This window comes from Solirubrum puertoriconensis (genome assembly GCF_001483135.1).
Taxonomy (GTDB): domain Bacteria; phylum Bacteroidota; class Bacteroidia; order Cytophagales; family Hymenobacteraceae; genus Solirubrum; species Solirubrum puertoriconensis.
In genome coordinates this window covers 672,834-692,289 of sequence record NZ_LNAL01000003.1, presented here as the reverse complement: position 1 = coordinate 692,289, position 19,456 = coordinate 672,834, and the positions used below count along the sequence as shown (strand labels likewise).

Annotated in this window: 17 protein-coding genes; 12 read left to right on the top strand and 5 right to left on the bottom strand. The window is 58.9% G+C overall.

Annotated elements, in window-relative coordinates; translation table 11 throughout:
• Nucleotides 1-96 precede the first annotated feature (96 nt).
• Nucleotides 97-411, top strand: a complete 315-nt coding sequence (locus ASU33_RS03455) for a hypothetical protein (RefSeq protein ID WP_059068131.1) — start codon at nucleotides 97-99, stop codon at nucleotides 409-411.
• An 86-nt stretch (nucleotides 412-497) separates the two neighbouring features.
• Here ASU33_RS03455 and ASU33_RS03450 read toward each other — a convergent pair whose 3' ends face one another.
• Entirely contained in the window at nucleotides 498-1,487 is a 990-nt protein-coding gene (locus tag ASU33_RS03450) for a polyprenyl synthetase family protein (protein ID WP_059068129.1), read from the bottom strand.
• A 371-nt stretch (nucleotides 1,488-1,858) separates the two neighbouring features.
• Here ASU33_RS03450 and ASU33_RS03445 point away from each other — a divergent pair, with 371 nt between their 5' ends.
• Both ASU33_RS03445 and folK read left to right on the top strand, forming a co-directional pair.
• Nucleotides 1,859-2,737 (top strand): alpha/beta hydrolase family protein, encoded by an 879-nt coding sequence (locus ASU33_RS03445; RefSeq protein ID WP_059068127.1) that lies wholly within the window; start codon nucleotides 1,859-1,861, stop codon nucleotides 2,735-2,737.
• A 3-nt stretch (nucleotides 2,738-2,740) separates the two neighbouring features.
• Entirely contained in the window at nucleotides 2,741-3,241 is a 501-nt protein-coding gene (gene folK / locus ASU33_RS03440) for a 2-amino-4-hydroxy-6-hydroxymethyldihydropteridine diphosphokinase (RefSeq protein ID WP_059068125.1), read from the top strand.
• Between the two features lie 22 nt (nucleotides 3,242-3,263).
• Here the strand turns inward: folK and ASU33_RS03435 are convergent, their stop codons facing one another.
• The 3 genes from ASU33_RS03435 to ASU33_RS03425 form a co-directional block, all read right to left on the bottom strand.
• Nucleotides 3,264-4,439, bottom strand: a complete 1,176-nt coding sequence (locus ASU33_RS03435) for a hypothetical protein (RefSeq protein WP_059068123.1) — start codon at nucleotides 4,437-4,439, stop codon at nucleotides 3,264-3,266.
• 60 nt (nucleotides 4,440-4,499) lie between these two features.
• Nucleotides 4,500-5,384 carry an ACP S-malonyltransferase gene (gene fabD / locus ASU33_RS03430; RefSeq protein ID WP_059068121.1) on the bottom strand — a complete coding sequence of 295 codons (885 nt, stop codon included), beginning with the start codon at nucleotides 5,382-5,384 and terminating at the stop codon, nucleotides 4,500-4,502.
• 304 nt (nucleotides 5,385-5,688) lie between these two features.
• Nucleotides 5,689-8,511 (bottom strand): T9SS type B sorting domain-containing protein, encoded by a 2,823-nt coding sequence (locus tag ASU33_RS03425; RefSeq protein ID WP_160328123.1) that lies wholly within the window; start codon nucleotides 8,509-8,511, stop codon nucleotides 5,689-5,691.
• A 290-nt stretch (nucleotides 8,512-8,801) separates the two neighbouring features.
• On the opposite strand from ASU33_RS03425, the gene ASU33_RS03420 reads away from it, so the two are divergent.
• The 9 genes from ASU33_RS03420 (at nucleotide 8,802) to ASU33_RS03380 (ending at nucleotide 17,704) form a co-directional block, all read left to right on the top strand.
• The gene (locus ASU33_RS03420) at nucleotides 8,802-9,479 is read left to right on the top strand and encodes a succinate dehydrogenase cytochrome b subunit (RefSeq protein WP_059068117.1); all 678 of its coding nucleotides are present in this window, start codon (nucleotides 8,802-8,804) and stop codon (nucleotides 9,477-9,479) included.
• Nucleotides 9,480-9,493: 14 nt separating this feature from the next.
• On the top strand, nucleotides 9,494-11,428 hold the full coding sequence (locus ASU33_RS03415; RefSeq protein ID WP_059068115.1) for a fumarate reductase/succinate dehydrogenase flavoprotein subunit: 1,935 nt from the start codon (nucleotides 9,494-9,496) through the stop codon (nucleotides 11,426-11,428).
• A 124-nt stretch (nucleotides 11,429-11,552) separates the two neighbouring features.
• Nucleotides 11,553-12,308: a succinate dehydrogenase/fumarate reductase iron-sulfur subunit gene (locus ASU33_RS03410; RefSeq protein ID WP_059068375.1), complete on the top strand. Its 756-nt coding sequence runs from the start codon at nucleotides 11,553-11,555 to the stop codon at nucleotides 12,306-12,308.
• Nucleotides 12,309-12,370: 62 nt separating this feature from the next.
• On the top strand, nucleotides 12,371-12,985 hold the full coding sequence (locus tag ASU33_RS03405; protein WP_286130400.1) for an NADPH-dependent FMN reductase: 615 nt from the start codon (nucleotides 12,371-12,373) through the stop codon (nucleotides 12,983-12,985).
• A gap of 73 nt (nucleotides 12,986-13,058) precedes the next feature.
• Nucleotides 13,059-13,433, top strand: a complete 375-nt coding sequence (locus tag ASU33_RS03400) for a hypothetical protein (RefSeq protein ID WP_059068113.1) — start codon at nucleotides 13,059-13,061, stop codon at nucleotides 13,431-13,433.
• Nucleotides 13,434-13,546: 113 nt separating this feature from the next.
• Nucleotides 13,547-14,320 carry an MbnP family protein gene (locus ASU33_RS03395; RefSeq protein WP_059068111.1) on the top strand — a complete coding sequence of 258 codons (774 nt, stop codon included), beginning with the start codon at nucleotides 13,547-13,549 and terminating at the stop codon, nucleotides 14,318-14,320.
• Nucleotides 14,321-14,333: 13 nt separating this feature from the next.
• Nucleotides 14,334-15,389 (top strand): cytochrome-c peroxidase, encoded by a 1,056-nt coding sequence (locus ASU33_RS03390; protein ID WP_059068109.1) that lies wholly within the window; start codon nucleotides 14,334-14,336, stop codon nucleotides 15,387-15,389.
• 18 nt (nucleotides 15,390-15,407) lie between these two features.
• Nucleotides 15,408-16,400 carry a hypothetical protein gene (locus tag ASU33_RS03385; protein ID WP_059068106.1) on the top strand — a complete coding sequence of 331 codons (993 nt, stop codon included), beginning with the start codon at nucleotides 15,408-15,410 and terminating at the stop codon, nucleotides 16,398-16,400.
• Nucleotides 16,401-16,597: 197 nt separating this feature from the next.
• Complete coding sequence (locus tag ASU33_RS03380; RefSeq protein WP_286130399.1) at nucleotides 16,598-17,704, top strand: cytochrome-c peroxidase; 1,107 nt, start codon at nucleotides 16,598-16,600, stop codon at nucleotides 17,702-17,704.
• Between the two features lie 95 nt (nucleotides 17,705-17,799).
• On the opposite strand, the gene ftsZ is transcribed toward ASU33_RS03380, so the two are convergent.
• Entirely contained in the window at nucleotides 17,800-19,389 is a 1,590-nt protein-coding gene (gene ftsZ, locus ASU33_RS03375) for a cell division protein FtsZ (RefSeq protein ID WP_059068102.1), read from the bottom strand.
• Nucleotides 19,390-19,456: the final 67 nt, after the last annotated feature.

The following is a 19,456-nucleotide window of genomic DNA, read 5'->3' as shown; positions in this document are numbered from 1 at the left end:
CGGCGTTCGTGCGTACCACTAACGGGGGCTAACTCGTGTTAGCACCTGGGCCGTTCGGCGCCTCTTTCCTTAACCCAAAACCAAACACCTCCCCGTATGTGGATTCAGCAGAAAGCCAACCAGCCAACTCCCATCACTGAGTTGCAAGGGCACACCGTGGGGCTCAAGTTCGAGTGCAACGAGTGCCACACCGAAGTTTTTACGGACCTGATCGGCATTCCGGCTCCCGACCACTTGGCCAACTCCATGGAAGACGACGGCCAGTTTGAGAAAGAAGAAATTAAGTGCCCCGGCTGCGACATGGTGCACGAAATCACGGTAAAAAGCACCTTCGACGGCGTCACGTTTAACGTGTCGGACGTAGCCGCCGACAAAGTAAGCTACCAAATTCCGCCGGCCGAGCAGCACTAGCCATAGGCTCAATTGAGCTGAAAACAAACACCGCCCGAAGCAGCAGTCTGCTTCGGGCGGTGTGCGTTGGTGGCGTAAGAGCCAGGTTATTTTTCGCGCTCGATGGTATAGTCGATCAGCTGCGCCAACGAGGTGCGGGCCGGCGACTCCGGAAAGGTGTTCAGGATTTCCAGGGCCTCGTCGCGGAAGCGCGTCATGCACTCGATGGCGTAATCCAAGCCGCCCGATTTCTTCACGAACTCGATAACTGCCTGCACGCGGTCGGAGCGGCCGTCGTTGTTCTGCACGTTGTAGATGATGCGCCGCTTCTGCAGCCACGAGGCCTCGCGCAGGGCGTGGATAAGCGGCAGCGTCATCTTTTTCTCTTTGATGTCGATGCCCACAGGCTTGCCGATTTCGGCGGTGCCGTAGTCGAACAAGTCGTCCTTGATCTGGAACGCCATGCCTACTTTTTCGCCAAACAGGCGGGCGCGCTCCACGGTGGCTTTATCGGCCCCGGCCGAAGAAGCCCCCACGGCTGTGCAGGAGGCAATGAGCGAGGCGGTTTTCTGACGAATGATGTCAAAGTACACGTCCTCGGTAATATCAAGGCGGCGGGCTTTTTCAATCTGCAGCAGCTCGCCTTCGCTCAACTCGCGCACGGCGTTGTTCACGATCTTGAGCAGGTCGAAATCGTCGTTCTCCAAGGCCAACGCCATGCCGCGCGAGAGCAGGTAGTCACCCACGAGCACGGCAATCTTGTTTTTCCAGAGGGCGTTGATGGAGAAGAAACCGCGGCGGTAGTTGGAGTCGTCCACCACGTCGTCGTGCACCAGCGTAGCGGTGTGCAGCAGCTCGATGAGGGCGGCTCCGCGGAAGGAGGCTTCGGGCAGCGGTGCAGTAGGGTCGGCGCTAACGGTGTGGGCCGTCAGGAACACGAACATAGGCCGCAGCTGCTTGCCTTTGCGCTTGATGATGTAGCCCATGATCTTATCAAGCAGCATCACCCGCGTTTGCATGGACTGGCGGAATTTGGTTTCAAATTCCTGCATTTCGGCCGCTATCGGGGCCTGTATATCGTCCAGCGAATATCTCATGCGGTGGTTGGGCGCGCAATGATACGCACGCGGCGGCAGTTTTTAAGCGGAAGGGTCGGGCAGAATACGGCGGATGCTTAGTTTAGGCCACCAACCGCCAACCAATTACCTGCTGTGTCGGCCACCGATACCCGCTGCGCAAACTGCGGCACCGCGCTGCAAGGTGCTTACTGCCACGCCTATGGCAGTAAGCGCCTCCACTACCACGACTACGCCTAGGTAAGCAGCGGCACTGGCAGCAGCGGCAGCCACCACGCTGGGCTTTTTATGGCTTATCACAAGCATCTATCGGCCGTTTCTGTTCTTGGTTACGTACCTTCTGCTGTAACCCTCAACTGTCGGGCTTCCGGGCCCCATTCGCCTATTGTCCTATGTCTGCAACCGCAACCCTCACCCGCCTCGATTTTGTGCTGACGCCCTCGCACCACACGCGGCCGTTTGCAGCCGATGCCCGTTTTGTGCCCGATGGCAGGCCCAAGCCGGTGGTGGTGTTTGTGCACGGCTTTAAGGGCTTTAAGGATTGGGGGCACTTCAACGTACTGGCCGATTACTTTGCCCAGCGCGGCTTTGTGTTCGTGAAGCTTGATTTATCGCACAACGGGGTGGTAATTGGCGGCACCGGCGACCTGGAAGACCTCGATGCCTTCGGCCGCAACAACTTCAGCATCGAACTCGATGATATCGGCTGCCTGCTCGATGCCCTGCACCAGCCCGGCACCACCCCCGTGCCACCCGCCGAAATGAACCTAGGGCACCTGTACCTTGCCGGCCACAGCCGCGGCGGCGGACTGGTGATGCTGAAAGGGGCCGAGGACAAACGCGTGAAGGCGGTAGCGGCGTGGGCGCCCATTACCAACGTAAACCCCGGCTGGCCCGAGCCCATGATGCAGCAGTGGCAGCAAGTGGGCGTCATCCACGTCGAGAATGCCCGCACCAAACAGCAATTGCCGCTGTACTTCCAGATTGTGGAAGACTTCCATACCAACCGCCTGCGCCTCGATATTCCGCACAACGTGCGCCGCAAGCTGCGCCAGCCGCTGCTCGTGATTCATGGCGACCAAGACGAGACCTTACCCGTACAAAAAGCGCACGAGCTACCCCGCTGGAAACCCGACACCGAGCTGGTAATATTGCCCGGCGCAGGGCACATGTTTGGCGGCGCGCACCCCTGGGATGCCGAGCACCTGCCCGAGCCCGCCCACGAGGTAGCCGAACGCACCATTGCCTTCTTTCAGCGCCAAGCCTCCTAGGCCATGAACCACAAGCACAACGCCTACCTCTTGCTCGGCTCGAACCTCGGCGACCGGGTAGCTACCCTGCACCGCGCCCTGGTGGCGCTGGCTACCAAAGCCGGTAAAATCGTGTCGGTATCGGCCGTGTACGAAACCGCCGCCTGGGGCAACGAAGGCCAACCGGCTTTCCTGAACCAAGCCATTCTGCTGAACACCGACCTCGAGCCCGAGCAGTTGCTCGATGCCTGCCAACAGGTAGAACAGCAGCTCGGCCGCGAGCGGCTGGAGCCCTGGGGCCCGCGCACCCTGGATGTCGATATCCTTTTCTACGACGACCTGGTGCTGCACACCGAGCGGCTTACCATACCGCACCCGCGGCTGCCCGAGCGCATGTTTGCCCTCACGCCCCTAGCCGACATTGCCACCACCTACGTGCACCCCGAGCTGCACAAAAGCGTTGCCGATTTGCTCGCCGACTGCCCCGATAAGCTGCCCGTGGAGCAGTGGCTGGGCGACATGTAACCTAGGGTACTCGTTGGCCAGGTTACTTTGGCACCGCCAACGGCTGCACCGGCCGGTGGTGGTAAAAGTTGGCTACCCGCACAGCCCGCGCGGCCGGGTACAGCAGCCAAATGGCCAGTAGCCACGCCGCCCAACGCCGCTTGGTAGCAGCTTCCGAAACGGCAGCAGCCAGCACCAGCAGCAGCGGGCCGTACACCACGGCGCAGTACCGCTCCACATCGTACACGTTGCCGGCGCTGCGGCTAATTACCATGGTGCCCATGTGGATGAGCAAGTATACCGCTACTGCAACGCTCAGCAGCCGGATTATTCGGTGGCTGTGCTGCCAACCCAGGTACAACAGCCCAGCCAGCAGCACAAGCAGCAGTACCAGAAACAGCCAGTGTTTCGGCCATTCGGCTTGCTGCACCGGCACGATCCAACGTACCAGCACATAGCCGTAATCGGCCAAGGCTTCGCGTATGCCTTGCCAGCCTTTATTGCGGTAGAACTCGGGGCGGGGCGCTACCATTCGCGCGTAAAGCAGCCAAGCCAAGGCAGCTAAACCGCCTGCCGCGCCATGCAGCAGCAATGCGCCGCGTTGGCGTCGCCATATATCAGGGTAAGCTAGCAGCAAGCCCAGCCCCATGCCCACCAGCAGGAACAGCCCCGACGTGCGCTGCAACGGCAACAACACTCCAAACACAGTAGCTGCCAGCAACCACTTAGGGCCGCCGTGCTGCAGGTATTGGTACAACGCCACCGAGTACAATGCAAACAGCAACCCAAACACTGGCTCCGACCACACAAACTTGGCCGTAGCCAGCCACGGCGTAGCGCAGCTCAGTGCTACTGTAAAACCAGCAACCATGGCCCGGCTGGGCAGCACCTGCCTGCCCAGCCACCCCCAGGCACCTAGGCAGCCAAGCAAACTGATGCCGTTTAGCACGCCTACCCACGCCTTGGGGTTGCCCACGCCAGCGGATAGCAACATCGGGTACAGCGGCCCCCACCAGCGGTAGAGCGAGCCATCGGGGTTCAGCAAACGGCCCTGCTCGGCAAAGCTGCTGGCTGCCGAGAGGTAGTAATAGGAGTCGTGAGTGGTGCCGGGGCCGGGCCAGTAGGCGTACGCAAACAGGCCCAGCAGCCAACCCGCTGCCAGCAAACTGATTTTAAGCCATGTGGTACTCCCCCCTCCTGTCAGCCGTGGCTGCTCCATGCACCTAGGGCGAAAAGCAAAAGAGCCGGCGGCGGGCCGGCTCTTCGTGCGGGTTGTTGCTTACTGAACCGAGCTGGTAGCGGCTTGCGGCGAAATTTTCTTCACCAAGCCTTGCAGCACCTTGCCGGGGCCGCACTCCACAAACTCGGTGGTGCCGTCCTGCGTCATGCGCTGTACCGATTGCGTCCAGCGTACGGGCGCGGTGAGTTGGCTGATCAGGTTCTGGCGGATTTCGTCGGGGTTGGTGTGCGGCGCGGCGTCCACGTTCTGGTACACGGCGCAGCGGCCCGCACTGAAGGTAGTACGGCCAATAGCCTCGGCCAATGCCGCCTCGGCCGATTGCATCAGCGGCGAGTGGAAAGCCCCGCCCACCGGCAGCGGCAGCGCGCGTTTGGCGCCAGCAGCCTTCAGGGCTTCGCAAGCTTGCTCAATGCCCAGCTTCGAGCCGCTGATTACCAGCTGGCCGGGGCAGTTGTAGTTGGCCGCTACCACTACGTTGCCGCCCTGCGTGATTTCCTGGCAAATGCGCTCTACTGCGGCATCGTCGAGGCCTAGGATGGCAGCCATGGTGCCGGGCTGCTCTTCGCAGGCGGCCTGCATGGCTTGGGCACGGCGGGCCACCAGCTGCAGCGCGTCTTCAAACTTCAGTACCCCCGCCGCTACCAGCGCCGAAAACTCGCCTAGCGAGTGGCCGGCTACCATATCGGGCCGCAGGCCGGGCGTGGCCACAAACTGCGCTACCGAGTGCACAAAGATGGCCGGCTGCGTTACGTCGGTGCGGCGCAGGTCTTCGTCGGAGCCCGTAAACATGATATCGGTGAGCGAGAAGCCCAGGATTTCGTTGGCTTGCTGCATCAGGCGCTTGGCCTCGGCGTTTTGCTCGAAAAGCTCGCGGCCCATGCCCGTAAACTGGCTGCCCTGGCCGGGGAATACTACTGCTTTCATCAAGAGGGAAAATCGATGGAAGAAACTATGGCGGGCGCGGTGCCCGGTTTAGCATCGGCTAAACAGGCCGCAAGGTGCGCAATCAGGGCCTTATGCGCAAAATCAACGCCGCTACCTAGGTCGCAAAACCTCCTTGCGTAGGCAGCACCTAGGCATCATGTCCATTGCTGAATACGCCCTGCATCGAAGAACCTGAGCTAAGCTCTGCAAAGCATATTGCCGTGTTAAACGCGCATCAGTAACAACAAAAAGCGGGCTGCCAGTAGCTGGCAGCCCGCTTTAAGGGTTTTGTTTACCAAGGCAGTTACCTCATCAGCTCTACCCAACCTTTAAACGTTCGGGTGGTGCGGTTCAGGTCGGCAAACTCTACTTCTATCAGGTAGTAGTACGTGCCGGCCGAAGCGCGTGCCCCGGTGTCGCCGCCTTCATTGCCGCGGCCACCGCCACCGTTCCACAAGGTCAGGTCGCTCGAGGCATTGCCTTCGTACACCTTGGTACCCCAACGGTTAAAGATTTGCACCTTGGCGCGGGCTACCGGGCTGGCGAAAATGGGCTTGAAGGTGTCGTTGCGGCCGTCGCCGTTGGGCGTAAAGATGTTCGGCAGCACAAAGATCTGGCAGTTGTCCTGGCATGCTACGTTGCTTTGCGCACTCGCAGTACCCGCCGAATCGACTGCCACTACAGCGTAGCAGCCTGCTGCCGAGGCCAGGTTGCGGTGCACAAAGCTCTGCACCGGCGTGCGGCCCAGCTCTTCAAACTCCTCGCGGCCCGGCGCCCGGAACAACACGCGGTAGAAAGCAATGTTGCGGCCGCAGTTGGCCGGCGTGTCACCTAGGGTCCAGCTCAGGTAGTTGTTGTAGCGCGCTTGCCCACCGCGCGGCAGCGTAACGGCTACGCTGTCGCAGTTGATGGGGCGCAGCGTAAGTATTGGTGTGCACGGTACCGAAGCCAGCGTTATACAACGTTCCTGGCTCTTGTTCAGCAAGTTGGAGGGCAAAGTGGGCGAGCCGTAGGTACCTACGGTTTCCACATAGTAGCAGTATGTCCGGTCGCGGCGCAAGGGCTGAGCCGCCGTACCACGGTCGGTGAAAGTGCCACCGGTACGCGTAACCACCGTGTCGGCAATGAGCACATAGGTTGTTCCGCCCGGGTCGCGGCGGTAAATGCGGGTACGCTGCTGGCTGTTGTCCCAGGGCACGTTGTAGGTCCAGTTCAGCTTGATGCTGTTGGCTGTGGGGTTTGCCACCCCGTTCAGACGTACGCTGCTGGCCGGCCCTGCATTCTCGATAATTGCCGCCGAGCCGGGCTGTGTTGAAACGTTGCTGAAGAACTCGAGTCGGTAGGTGTAGGCTTTGTTTTCGGTATCGAGGCCGCTGTCTACATATACCGTATCGTTCAGGTTGTTGATGGTGTTTACCAATGTGTAGCTGCCGGTGGCAGGGCTTTGCCCTTCGCCCCGGAACAAGCGGTAACCAATCGGCGGGTTGAAGCCCGACGAGCTGGCCGGTTTGGTCCACTTAACGGTAATCTGGCCGTTGGTTACATCGGTACGGTCGACGGTGACGTTGGTGAACAGTGCAGCCCTGCCTTCGAGCTTCACGCACACTTCCTGCGAGGCAATGCTAGCCCCACCCGCTGGCCGCGGAAACTCGGCGTAAATGCGGTAGCAGTATGTTTTGCCCCGCTCCAGGCCCCGGCCGCCGTTATCGTCGGTGAAGGTGACAACGTTACTAGCCACCGAGCCCACCTGCGTGTAGCCGGCACTGGCGGGAATACCTGTTTCGCACGGTCCAGGCTGGAACGAGGAGGTATTCTCTTTGCGGTAGATTAGGATGCGTGAAGCGTTGGTGCAGATGTATCGGTCCCAGTTGATAACAACGGAGCCTCCTTGCGCCCTGCCCGTTAAGTTAGTAGGCGGCGGGCCAACTACCGTTATGCGCCACGGCCGCTCGTCAATCAATGGCGAGGTAGCTCCGGGGGGTTGATCTTGCACCTTAAACACCACTTGCGTGGGGTCGGAGGCTACATCGGAGCAGCTGGTAGTCCACTGAAATACCCCTGCCACGTAGCCCGGCCGGCTGATGGTTTGCCGGAACGTAGCCGGCGGAAAAATACCCCCAAACGCCTGCAATTGCATGGTGTGGTTGTCGGGGTCGGTACCGGTGATGGTGCGCGTGATGGTAGCGCCTGCTATTACGCAGGTATCGCGCGGCACAAACACAGTCGGGCGCTGGTTGTTCGAGGCCACCACCGTAATCTGCATGTCGCGGATTACTTCGCCGATGATGCGCCGGCCACCGTTAGCATCGCGTCGCCACTCCGTCACGATGAAGGCAACGTTGTAGTCGCCTAGCCCACGCGTGCTGGGTGCGTTCCAAACTAGTTGTCCGGTTCTTTCATCAATGGTTAACGTAGCCGGTTCGCCAACCTGCGGATTAGGCGGGCCAGCATAAGGCACTTGTACGCCCCCCGGCGACACACTTTGCTCGTTGGGGTAAGCATAGCCAGGCACCGGCGTAGGCTGAGGGCGGTTGCGGTTGGTAGTAGCAGTGGTGATACCCACCACTCCGCGAGGCTCGCGCTGGCAAACCACCAAGCGGTACGAAAGCGAGTCGCCATCGGGGTCGGAGGCGGCAGGGTTGTGCAGAAACACTTGCCCGGCGGTAGCCCGATCAACGGCTGGGGCATTCAGCACCGGCGAATTATTGGCCCCCACAATGGGGTCGATGGTAATGCGGGTATGGATGTAGAAGTTTTGCGCATCCGAAGCCTGCATGTTTCTGATGCCCGTGGCCCGGTTCTCGCCGATAAAGCTTACAAAGTAGCTGCCCGGCGCGTTGTAGGTGTGCTCGAAATTGTAAACGTTCCGCAGGATGTCGTTGCCAATGTTGGTACGGCTGGCCACAGTAATAGCATTTACGCCGCTGGTAGTGCCATCACCATAAAATATAGTTTCCGTTTCATCAGCCGACGCCGCCGAGCGGGAGTCAGTGTAGATGATCATCTGGAAAATAATCCGGAGCGGGTTGTTCGGATCGGCGCGCGCCTGTATGTCGCCGGCCCGGATGTGGGTGGCCATGGCTTGGCTTGCCATCAGCCAAAGCACAAATACCAGCAAAGAAGACACGACCTTCCGCAGAGGTCGGCAATAAGGTAGCGGAAGCATCATATAGCTAATCCGTTAGAAGCGTCGGAGAGTGGCAAAGAAGATGAGGAAAAATCCTCGAGCAACCTAACAAAAACCGTACAGGATGGGTTAGTACAATAGTACGATGTGTGTAACGGTTCAACAGCCTAGGTGGTTTGGCTTGCTTCCGGGCTTAATTACTGTTCGGCTTATGTTACATTGTTTCGTACCGGGTCGGGCAGTACCTTTGGCCGGTACAACCGACCATTTTCTCACCCTTTCGTTCACGTATGAGTTGGCTTAGCAAAGCGCTTTCCAGCAGTATCGGCCGTAAAATCATCATGGCTGTCACGGGTCTGTTCCTGTGTTCCTTTCTGGTGATTCACCTAGTCGGCAACCTCCAGTTGTTTAAGAACGACGGCGGCGCTGCTTTTAATATCTACTCCCACTTTATGGGTACAAATCCTGTCATCCGCACCATTGAATGGGTGCTGGTAGCAGGCTTTGTTTTTCACATCTACGAGTCCATTATGCTCACCAGTCGCAACAAAACGGCGCGTGGGGCTCAGGGCTACGCAGTAAACCACAACGAGCAGAACTCGCCCTGGCAGTCGCGCAACATGGGCCTGCTCGGCACCATCATCCTGATCTTCCTGCTGGTACACCTCTACAACTTCTTCTACCGGGCCCGCTTTGGCGAGCTGGATCCGGACATCAATAACAACGACGACCTCTACACGCTGGTGGTTAGCTCGTTTCAGCAGTGGTGGTATGTAGTGCTGTATGTGCTGGCGCAGGCCGCATTGGCCTTCCACCTCATCCACGGCTTCAAGAGCGCGTTCCAGACGTTGGGCCTGACCCACCGCAAGTACACGCCCTTTATTACGTACTTCGGCTACGCTTTCTCGATTATCGTGTGCGCTGGTTTTGCTGCGATGCCGTTGTACTTCTTCTTTAAGCAATTCTAACCAGTTTGCACCCTATGAAGCTGGAAGCTAAGATTCCTGAAGGCCCGTTGGCCGAAAAGTGGGAGAAGCACAAGTTCAACGTTAAGCTCGTAAACCCGGCTAACAAGCGGAAGTACGACGTAATTGTGGTGGGCACGGGCCTGGCCGGTGCTTCGGCGGCGGCTTCGTTAGCCGAGCTGGGCTACAACGTAAAAGCCTTTTCCTTCCACGATTCGCCCCGTCGCGCACACTCCATCGCTGCGCAGGGTGGTATCAACGCTGCTAAAAACTACCAGAACGACGGCGATTCGGTGTACCGTCTGTTCTACGATACGATTAAAGGTGGTGACTACCGCGCCCGCGAAGCCAACGTGTACCGTTTGGCCCAGGTATCGGTAAACATCATTGACCAATGCGTGGCACAGGGCGTACCCTTCGCTCGCGAGTACGGCGGATTGCTGGCCAACCGCTCGTTCGGTGGTGCGCAGGTTAGCCGTACGTTCTACGCCCGCGGTCAAACCGGCCAGCAGTTGCTGCTAGGTGCTTACTCGGCCCTCTCGCGCCAGATTGCTTACGGTAAGGTGAAGATGTACACCCGCACCGAGATGCTCGATCTGGTGGTGGTTGACGGCCAGGCCCGCGGCATCGTAACGCGTAACCTGATTACCGGCGAAATCCAGACGCACGCGGCCCATGCCGTATTGCTCTGCACCGGTGGCTACGGCAACGTGTTCTACCTGAGCACCAACGCTAAGTACTCGAACGCTACCGCCGCTTGGCGTGCGCACAAGAAGGGTGCTTACTTCGCTAACCCTTGCTTCACGCAAATTCACCCCACCTGTATTCCGGTATCGGGCGACTACCAATCGAAGCTGACACTGATGTCGGAGTCGCTGCGTAACGACGGCCGCGTGTGGGTGCCCAAAACGGTGGAAATGGCTGAGCGCCTGCGCGCTGGTCAGATCCGCGTGGCAGATATTGCCGAAGAGGACCGCGACTACTTCCTGGAGCGCAAGTACCCGGCTTTCGGTAACTTGGTGCCCCGCGACGTAGCCTCGCGCAACGCCAAGATGATGTGCGACGAGGGACGTGGCGTAGGTCAATCAGGCCTTGCCGTATTCCTCGACTTCGCCGATGCAATCAAGCGCAATGGCGCCGATTGGGTAAGCCAGAAGTACGGCAACCTGTTTGCCATGTACGAAAAGATTACCGGCGAAGACCCCTACCAGCAGCCGATGCGCATTTACCCGGCGGTGCACTACACCATGGGCGGCCTGTGGGTTGATTACAACCTGCAAACCACCGTACCTGGCCTGTATGCTCTGGGCGAATGCAACTTCTCCGACCACGGCGCTAACCGCCTAGGTGCTTCGGCTCTGATGCAGGGCCTAGCTGACGGCTACTTTGTAATCCCCTACACCCTAGGCGATTACTTGGCCCAAACGGCGCCCAAGCCTGTAACCACGGAGCACGCTGCCTTCCAGGAAGCCGAAGCTCAGGTACGTGAGCGAATCAACAAGCTCATCAGCATCAACGGCACCCGTACGCCTACTGAATTCCACAAGGCCCTAGGTCATATCATGTGGGAGTACTGCGGCATGGCACGTACGGCAGAGGGCCTGCGTTACGCCAAGCAAGCAATTCAGCAGCTGCGCAAGGAGTTCTGGACCGATTTGAAGGTAGTTGGTGTTAACGAGGAGCTCAACCAGACCTTGGAAGCTGCCGGCCGTGTAGCCGACTTCCTGGAGCTGGGCGAGCTGATGGTTGACGATGCCTTGAACCGCGACGAAAGCTGCGGTGGTCACTTCCGCGAAGAGTACCAGACGCCCGAAGGCGAAGCCCTTCGCGACGACGAGAACTTTGCCTACGTGGCTGCTTGGGAGTATCAGGGCGACAACGTGCCCGAAGCACTCCACAAGGAGGATCTGGCCTTCGAAAACGTGAAGCTTACGCAGCGTAGCTACAAATAAGGTTACAGGGCTTAGGGAGTTGGGGTTTAGATTAGTGAAACCCTTCCCTTGCCCTACTACCTAAGTTCCTAAGATCTAATACCTCAGAAATAAAATGGCCGGTAATAACCCGAATGCCAAACCCATGAACCTCACCCTGCGTGTGTGGCGGCAGCGCAGCCGCCAGAGCGACGGGCAGCTGGTTGACTACCAGGTAAAAGATATCTCACCGGAGATGTCGTTCCTGGAGATGCTTGACGTGCTCAACGAGAACCTCCTGCACAAAGGCGAGGAGCCGGTTGCCTTCGACCACGACTGCCGCGAGGGTATTTGCGGTTCGTGCAACTTGTTCATCAACGGCCGGGCTCACGGCCCCGAGCCGGGCACTACTACCTGCCAGTTGCACATGCGCAAGTTCAGCGACGGTGACACCATCGTCATCGAGCCTTGGCGTGCAGCTGCTTTCCCCGTAAACAAAGACCTGAGCGTTGACCGCTCGGCCTTCGACCGGATTATTCAGGCAGGTGGCTACGTGTCGGTAAACACCGGTGGGGTACCCGATGCCAACGAAATTCCGATTCCGAAGAACATTGCCGACCGTGCCTTCGACGCGGCTACCTGCATTGGTTGCGGTGCTTGCGTAGCAGCTTGCAAAAACGCTTCGGCTATGCTGTTCGTGTCGGCTAAGGTGTCGCAGCTAGCACTGCTGCCCCAAGGCCAGGTGGAGCGCAAAACCCGCGTTGAGAACATGGTGGCTCAGATGGACAAGGAAGGCTTCGGCGCTTGCTCGAACATCGGTTCGTGCGCGGCTGAATGCCCGGTAGGCATCTCCCTCGAGAACATTGCCATTCTGAACCGCGAGTTCCTGAACGCAAAAGCAACTTCGAATAACCTTGCGTAGCACTTAATAGTTAAGTGCTGCGAAAGCGGAAAAGCGAAACGGCCATCCGTTTCGCTTTTCTTTTGTTCTTACCCTGCCTGCCCTACGCGGCCGCGCCCCTCAACCTAGGGCGCAGCAGCGCCCGGCGCTACCGTTTTGCTTCTGATCGGATGATTACCATTGTCGCCGGTACCAACCGGCCCCGTTCGCGGGCGCGCCGCCTGTGTGATTTGTACACTGCCACCCTACAGAGCCTAGGCGCTGAAGCGCAGGTACTCGACTTAGCCGAGCTGCCCGTCGATTTCATTTCCACGGCGCTATACGATCATGCTGGCCGCAACGACGAGTTCAACCGGCTGGCTAACATGGCCAGCCAGGCCGAAAAACTGGTGTTTGTGGTGCCCGAGTACAACTGCTCTTTCCCCGGCGTGCTGAAGGCGTTTATCGACGGGCTGCCCTACCCTGGTGGCATACGCAACAAGAAAGCGGCGCTGGTAGGCTTATCGTCGGGTACGCAGGGTGGTTTGTTGGCCCTCACGCACCTGAGCGACGTACTGATGTACCTAGGCACGGCGGTGCTGCCGCTGCGCGTGCGCCTGCCCAACATAGATGAGCACTTAACCCGTGAGGGTGAGCTGAAGCACCCACTATTCCAAGAATTATTGCGCCAACAAGCCGAGGAGCTTATCCGATTTTAGGCAGGTTGTGCGTTGCAGTTGAGCACCCGAAGCTAGCCGCGTTCCGTACCTTTGGCCCAAGCCGCTACCCATTGTGCACAAGCTCCTGGCCATATTCCTCACTGGGCTCATCCTGCTGCAGTCGTTCAGCCGGGAGGTGTTGGTGCTGGATTATGCTCTGCACAAGGAACGCATTACGCAGCTATTCTGCGTCAACAAGGATAAGCCGCAGATGCGTTGCCATGGGCAATGCCACTTGCGCAAGCAGTTAGCTAAAACCACCGATCAGGAGAGCAAAGCCCCGGGTAGCACCGGCAAGGTAAAGTACGACGCCGTGCTGCCCCTACCCTGCTTCGCGGCTGAGTCAGCGGTATTGCCGCTGGCCGTGCGCATAGCATGGCCTCGCTTGGTTGCGGCTTACTCCTACACGTGGTCGGGGAGCATTTTTCATCCGCCGCTGCTGGGCTGATTGAATTTACAGTAAGCACTGCCGCGTTGCGCTCCGAGGTGGAGCAGCTACGTGGTAAAGCTATTTGTGCCTTCATGGCTTCTTCAATCAGTACTTAACAGCCGCACTGTTACATGCTTTTCCGTACCCTTTCTTCTGCCCTGTTAGCTCTGTTACTCGGCATTGCTACGCTATCTTTTACCGCCTGCGACGACGACGACAAAGCCCAGCCCAACAAAGGAGAGTTGGATTTGGAGTTTGAAAACGTAGTGGGCACACAGGCCCTTACCCTAGGTCAGGCGTACACCAGCACCAACGGCGACGCGTTTACCTTGAGCAAGCTGAACTACTACATCAGCAACATTAAGCTCACGAAAGCCGATGGCAGCGAGTGGGCCGAGCCCGAAAGCTACCACCTCGTAAAGCACGACCAAACCAGCACGCGCACCTTTACGCTGCAAGAAGTACCTACCGGCGACTACACCAAGATTACCTTCACCATTGGTGTTGATAGTACCCGCAACGTATCGGGCGCACAAACCGGAGCCCTCGACCCGCTGAACGACATGTTCTGGACGTGGAACTCGGGCTACATTTTCCTAAAGCTGGAAGGCACTTCGCCGCAGGCCGCCAACGGGCAACTGGTGTTTCATATCGGCGGGTTTAAGTCGCCCAATAACACCATCCGCTCGGTGTCGCCGCCGCTGCCCCAAGGCACGGTGCTGAAGGTGCGAGCCGAGAAAGCGCCCGCCGTGCACTACAAAGCCGACGTACTGAAGCTCTTTACCGGACCTAATGTGATTCGTTTCGCGGAGTTATCGAACACCATGGGCGGGCCTAGCTCGGTGAAGGTGGCCAACAACTACGCCGCGGGCATGTTCCGCATCGACCACGTGCACGCCGACTAACCCGCAGGCTGTTATGAAACGCTTGGTTGCAGCTCCGTTGGCCGCCGTGCTGGCGGGGCTGCTTGTGGCCAGTTGCCAACCCGACGCTGATGTGCAGCCCACCCCCGGGTTGCCCGGAAGCACCTTGCCCGGTAATTTTTCGGCGCCGGCGTACGCACTCGATCAGAACCCGCCCAACCGCGAGGCCTTTGAGCTGGGTCGCAAGCTGTTCTACGATCCGCGCCTTTCGCGCGATGGCAGCGTATCGTGCGGCTCGTGCCACCAGCAGTTTGTGGCGTTTGCCCACTCGGGTCACACGCTCAGCCACGGCGTCGACAACCGCCTAGGTACCCGCAACGCCCCGGCGCTGCAGAACTTGCGGTGGCGCCGCTCGCTGATGTGGGATGGCGGCGTATCGAACCTTGAGGTGCTGCCGTTGGCGCCCATCACCAACCCCGTGGAGATGGACGAGACGCTGCCTAACGTGCTGCGAAAACTGAACGACGATGCCGACTACCGCCAGCGGTTTGCCAAGGTGTACGGCACTGGGACCATTGGCTCGCAGCAGTTCCTGAAGGCGCTGGCGCAGTTTATGGCGGGCTTTACTTCGGCCAACTCACGCTACGACCATTACGTGCGCGGCGAAAGTGGCGGCACGCTCACGGCGCAAGAGCTGCGCGGGCTATCGGTGTTCAAAGCTAACTGCGCCAGCTGCCACGCTACGGATTTGTTTACGGATGAGTCGTTTCGCAACAACGGCCTCGACCGCCAATTCGCAGCCGACTCTGGCCGGGCGCACATTACCAGCCGCCCCGCCGATCGGGGCTTGTTTAAGGTGCCCAGCTTGCGCAACGTGGCCCGCACGGCACCCTACATGCACGATGGCCGCTTCAACACTTTGGAGCAGGTGCTCGATCATTACGACACCGGCATGGTCGAATCGGCTACGCTCGATCCGCAGTTCCGTCGCCCCAATGGCCGCCTGGGTATACCGCTTACGGCCCAGCAGAAGAGCGAGCTGCAGGCCTTTCTGCTGACGCTCACCGACGAGCAATTTCTTAAGAACCCTCAACTGGCCGAGCCCCGTTAAGCTCGCCTTTCTTAGTTGATGAAAAAACTACTAGCCACCGCCGGGTTGGCTGGCGCGCTGGCATTCGATGCCGCGGCCTGCGACATCTGCGGCTGTTTTATGGGCATTACGCCCTACGATAACCAGAGTAGCGTGTCGCTGATGCACCGCTACCGCGTGTTCAACGGCTATCAGCACCTAGGGCAGCAGCCTCGCTTCTTTCCCGATGGCGCCCGGCCACTTTTCCCGAGCACGCTCAACACCGACGACAACTACCGCCACTCGCACCTCGGCGATGCTACCGACTTCGAGGCCTTTCGGGTGGTGGAGCTGCGCGCCAAGCACTTTTTGGCGCAACGCCTCGAGCTGAATGCCTTTGTACCCTACGTGATGAATACCAGCCAAAGCAACGGCCGGCAACTCACGCTTTCGGGGGTAGGCGACGTAACGGTATTTGTCGGGTATCACCTCATCCGCAACATTGAAACGGCGGGGGTACAAAGTCGGCTCATTATAGGCGGTGGAGCCAAGCTGCCTACTGGCGACAACACCCGCCGCGACAGCCGCGGCCGCCGCTACGATTCGCTTACGCAGCCAGGCTCGGGCACCACCGATGGCTTTGTGTACCTCAACTATATTGGCAGCTACCGCAACCTAGGACTGAGCTTGAACAGCAGCTACCGCCGGGCCACACGCAACCGCTATGCCGAGGGCTTCTCACCTAGTGTGGCCTCGTTCGCCAACTTGTTCTACCGCCTGCCTATGGGCGAAAACTGGCAGTTGTACCCATCGGCGCAATTCTACTACGAGAAAACCCGCGGCGAAACTTTCGAAGGCGTGCTTACCGGCGAGCATGCCATGAACAATGCTCTCCTTGGCCCTGGGCTCGATGTATACTACAAAAACGTGTCGCTTAATGCCAGTGCGCAGTTTCCGGTGTACACCGCTACCACCGACCACCCCGCCAGTGCCGGACGACTGGTGGTGGCCGTTGGCTACAGCTTCCGGCAGCAGCGCTATTTGATAAAGTAGCCCTACTGGCGGGTACCAAGTGCGCAGGTTAGGCGTTAAACCTTCGGCTCGAACTGCGGCAGAGTATTCGTGAGCATCCTAGCGGAGTACCTACAGCAGTTAGCAACAGCAGCCTCCAGCCTCGAACTAAGCTCCTGGGCAAACGGTTCTTCGGCTGAAAAGGCGTAATTTCAGCTACCACCTTCAGCCTACGCATTGTGCACCTCGCCGCGTTGCATCGTTACTACCGCCAACTGCTTTGGGCAGGGTTGCTGCTGATTGCTGCCAACTGCAAGCCCGATAAAGATGCAGAAGAGCCCCTAGGTGCCCCAACTCCGCTGGAGCTTACGGCACCTAGGGGCTTTCCGCGCATTCCTGCAACACCCGACAACCCGCTCACCGAAGAAGGCGTGGCGTTGGGGCGGGCACTGTTCTACGAAAAGCAACTCTCCGGCAACGGCACTGTGTCGTGCGGCTCGTGCCACCAGCAAAGCAAGGCATTTGCCGACGATCAGGCCTTGGCCGTAGGTATAGGCGGGCAACGCAACCGCCGAAGCAGCATGTCGCTAGCCAACGTGCTCTGGGAGAAGGATCTGATGTGGGATGGCGCCGCCTCGGGGCTGGAGCAACAAGCTCGCATCCCCATCGAAAACCCGGTGGAGATGCACCAGTCGTTGGCCGATGGCGTGCGTAAGCTGCAGCAAACCAGCACCTACCCGCCACTATTCCGCAAGGCATTCGGTTCGGCCACTATCACCGAAGACAACGTGCTGAAAGCCTTGGCGCAGTTTCAGCGCACCCTTATTTCGGCCGGCTCTAAGTACGACCGATTCCTGACCAATCCGTCAGTATTTAGCCCTGATGAGGTGCAGGGTTTCGCCTTGTTCCGCACGCATGCCACGGGCACTACCCGCGGTGCCGAGTGCTTTCACTGCCACGTGCCGCCTACGTTTTCAGGGCCTTACAACACGTTTTTCAATAACGGCCTCGATCAGGCATTTACCGACCTAGGGCGCGGCGGCGTTACCGGGTTACCCATCGATATGGGCCGCTTCAAAGCCCCTACCCTGCGCAATATTGCCCTTACGGCGCCCTACATGCACGATGGCCGCTTCAACACTTTGGAGCAGGTGCTCGACCACTACAGCGACCATGTTCAGCTGAACAGCCCAAACATTGATCCGAACCTAGGCAACAGCCCCAATCACCCGTCGGGCCGCATGATTCTTTCGACTACCGAAAAGCGTCAGATCATTGCCTTTTTGAAAACCCTGACGGATTCCACGTTCGTCAACAACCCGCAGTTTTCGCCGCCCACGCCCTAGGTGCCGTGCGCATACTAACGAGAAGGCACAATAAAGCAAAAGCCCCGATGGCATACCAGCGGGGCTTTTGCTTTAAACTAGGTGCAGTACCTAGGTTAGTCCACGTTATCGTGCAAGAAGCGGTTGTCGCCGAGCAGTTCGTTGTCGTCGGAGAGGTTGAAACGCGAAATGTTGCGCTCCGACGACGGCTGCACCGGCTCCAGCTTAACCTGACGGCGCAGGTATGCAGGTACTTCCAGTTGCTCTTTCACCGCGTCCGACGACAAGCCATTGCTTAGCTCCATGAGGCGGCGGCGGCGCTCTTCGGCGCGGGCATCCAACGACGGACGAGCCGGCACTGCTTGCGTCAACGGCTCGGCCGGTGCGGCGGGCACGTGCTGCACCACCTGCAGCGGCTCAGGCGCCGAAGACGTTGGGTATACCACGGGCGGGACAAACGGCGAAGGCGACTGCTCCAGATCGAAGCGAGCTTGCGGCGGCTCAGGAGCCGCAGGCGGCGTTACGGGCGGGTACTCTACGGTAGCTACCGGTGTAGGCACAATCGGGGCGGGCGGCACTACAACCGGAGCGGGAGTAGGCACTACCGGGCGCATGCCGATGGGCTCGTGGCGGTCTTTGTCGAACAGGTTAATCTGCGGATCGGGCACCACTACCGGCTCAGGCTTAGCGAAGGGCTCAACCTCACGCGACAAGCTGTTCATGATGGTAATGCTGTGCGCTTCGCGGGCAAAGCCCGTGGCAATTACCGTCACGCGGATGCTCTGGCCCAATGTACCGTCGATGCCGTGACCGAAGATAACCTCGGCATCCTGGCCGGCTTTGGCTTGGATGTACTCCGTGATTTCGGTCAGTTCGTCCATTTCCAGTTCGGCTTGGTCGCCCGACATGATGGAGAGCAGAATTTTCTGTGCGCCGTGGATGTCGGTGTTGTTCAGCAACGGCGAAGCCAAAGCCTCCTCGGCGGCGCGGCGGGCGCGGTTCTCGCCTTCGGTAATGCTCGAGCCCATTACAGCTGCACCCGAGTCCTTCATGACGGTTTTCACGTCTTCAAAGTCCACGTTCACGTCGGCCGTTACGGTAATAATCTCGGCAATCGACTTAGCAGCGGTACTCAACACGTTATCGGCCTTGGCGAAAGCCGAACGGATGGGCAAGTTGCCGTACATCTCGCGCAGCTTATCGTTGAGGATAACCAGTACCGTGTCGCAGTTATCGCTCAGGTCGCGGATACCCATTTCGGCTTGCTGGCGCTTTTTGCGGCCCTCAAACATGAACGGGGCCGTTACAATGCCTACCGTCAGAATACCCAGCTCCTTGGCAACCTTGGCAATTACCGGCGCGGCACCCGTGCCGGTGCCACCGCCCATACCAGCCGTAATAAATACCATTTTGGTGCCGTTGCTCAGCAGCTCCCGAATTTGCTCGCGGCTTTCGATAGCAGCTTGCTTGCCACGCTCGGGGTTGGCACCGGCACCTAGGCCTTCCGTCAGATCAACGCCAATTTGCAGGCGGTTCGGTACGGATGAGCTCTGCAACGCCTGCTTATCGGTGTTGCAGATAACGAACTCTACATCTTTTATCCCCTGCGAGTACATGTGGTTGACGGCATTGGAGCCGCCGCCACCCACACCAATCACCTTGATGATGGACTTGCTTTGGGGCGTGATATCAAATTTGAAATCCATGGCAGGTTGGGTCAATGATCAATTCACAATGATCAATGAGCAATTGAGCGGAGAGCAATTTACGCAC

What these genes read in the sequence shown, in the direction of transcription:
- ASU33_RS03455 (WP_059068131.1), top strand. Translation starts at nt 97, where the DNA reads ATGTGGATTCAGCAGAAAGCCAACCAGCCAACTCCCATCACTGAGTTG.
- ASU33_RS03450 (WP_059068129.1), bottom strand. Translation starts at nt 1,487, where the DNA reads ATGAGATATTCGCTGGACGATATACAGGCCCCGATAGCGGCCGAAATG.
- ASU33_RS03445 (WP_059068127.1), top strand. Translation starts at nt 1,859, where the DNA reads ATGTCTGCAACCGCAACCCTCACCCGCCTCGATTTTGTGCTGACGCCC.
- folK (WP_059068125.1), top strand. Translation starts at nt 2,741, where the DNA reads ATGAACCACAAGCACAACGCCTACCTCTTGCTCGGCTCGAACCTCGGC.
- ASU33_RS03435 (WP_059068123.1), bottom strand. Translation starts at nt 4,439, where the DNA reads ATGGAGCAGCCACGGCTGACAGGAGGGGGGAGTACCACATGGCTTAAA.
- fabD (WP_059068121.1), bottom strand. Translation starts at nt 5,384, where the DNA reads ATGAAAGCAGTAGTATTCCCCGGCCAGGGCAGCCAGTTTACGGGCATG.
- ASU33_RS03420 (WP_059068117.1), top strand. Translation starts at nt 8,802, where the DNA reads ATGAGTTGGCTTAGCAAAGCGCTTTCCAGCAGTATCGGCCGTAAAATC.
- ASU33_RS03415 (WP_059068115.1), top strand. Translation starts at nt 9,494, where the DNA reads ATGAAGCTGGAAGCTAAGATTCCTGAAGGCCCGTTGGCCGAAAAGTGG.
- ASU33_RS03410 (WP_059068375.1), top strand. Translation starts at nt 11,553, where the DNA reads ATGAACCTCACCCTGCGTGTGTGGCGGCAGCGCAGCCGCCAGAGCGAC.
- ASU33_RS03395 (WP_059068111.1), top strand. Translation starts at nt 13,547, where the DNA reads ATGCTTTTCCGTACCCTTTCTTCTGCCCTGTTAGCTCTGTTACTCGGC.
- ASU33_RS03390 (WP_059068109.1), top strand. Translation starts at nt 14,334, where the DNA reads ATGAAACGCTTGGTTGCAGCTCCGTTGGCCGCCGTGCTGGCGGGGCTG.
- ASU33_RS03385 (WP_059068106.1), top strand. Translation starts at nt 15,408, where the DNA reads ATGAAAAAACTACTAGCCACCGCCGGGTTGGCTGGCGCGCTGGCATTC.
- ftsZ (WP_059068102.1), bottom strand. Translation starts at nt 19,389, where the DNA reads ATGGATTTCAAATTTGATATCACGCCCCAAAGCAAGTCCATCATCAAG.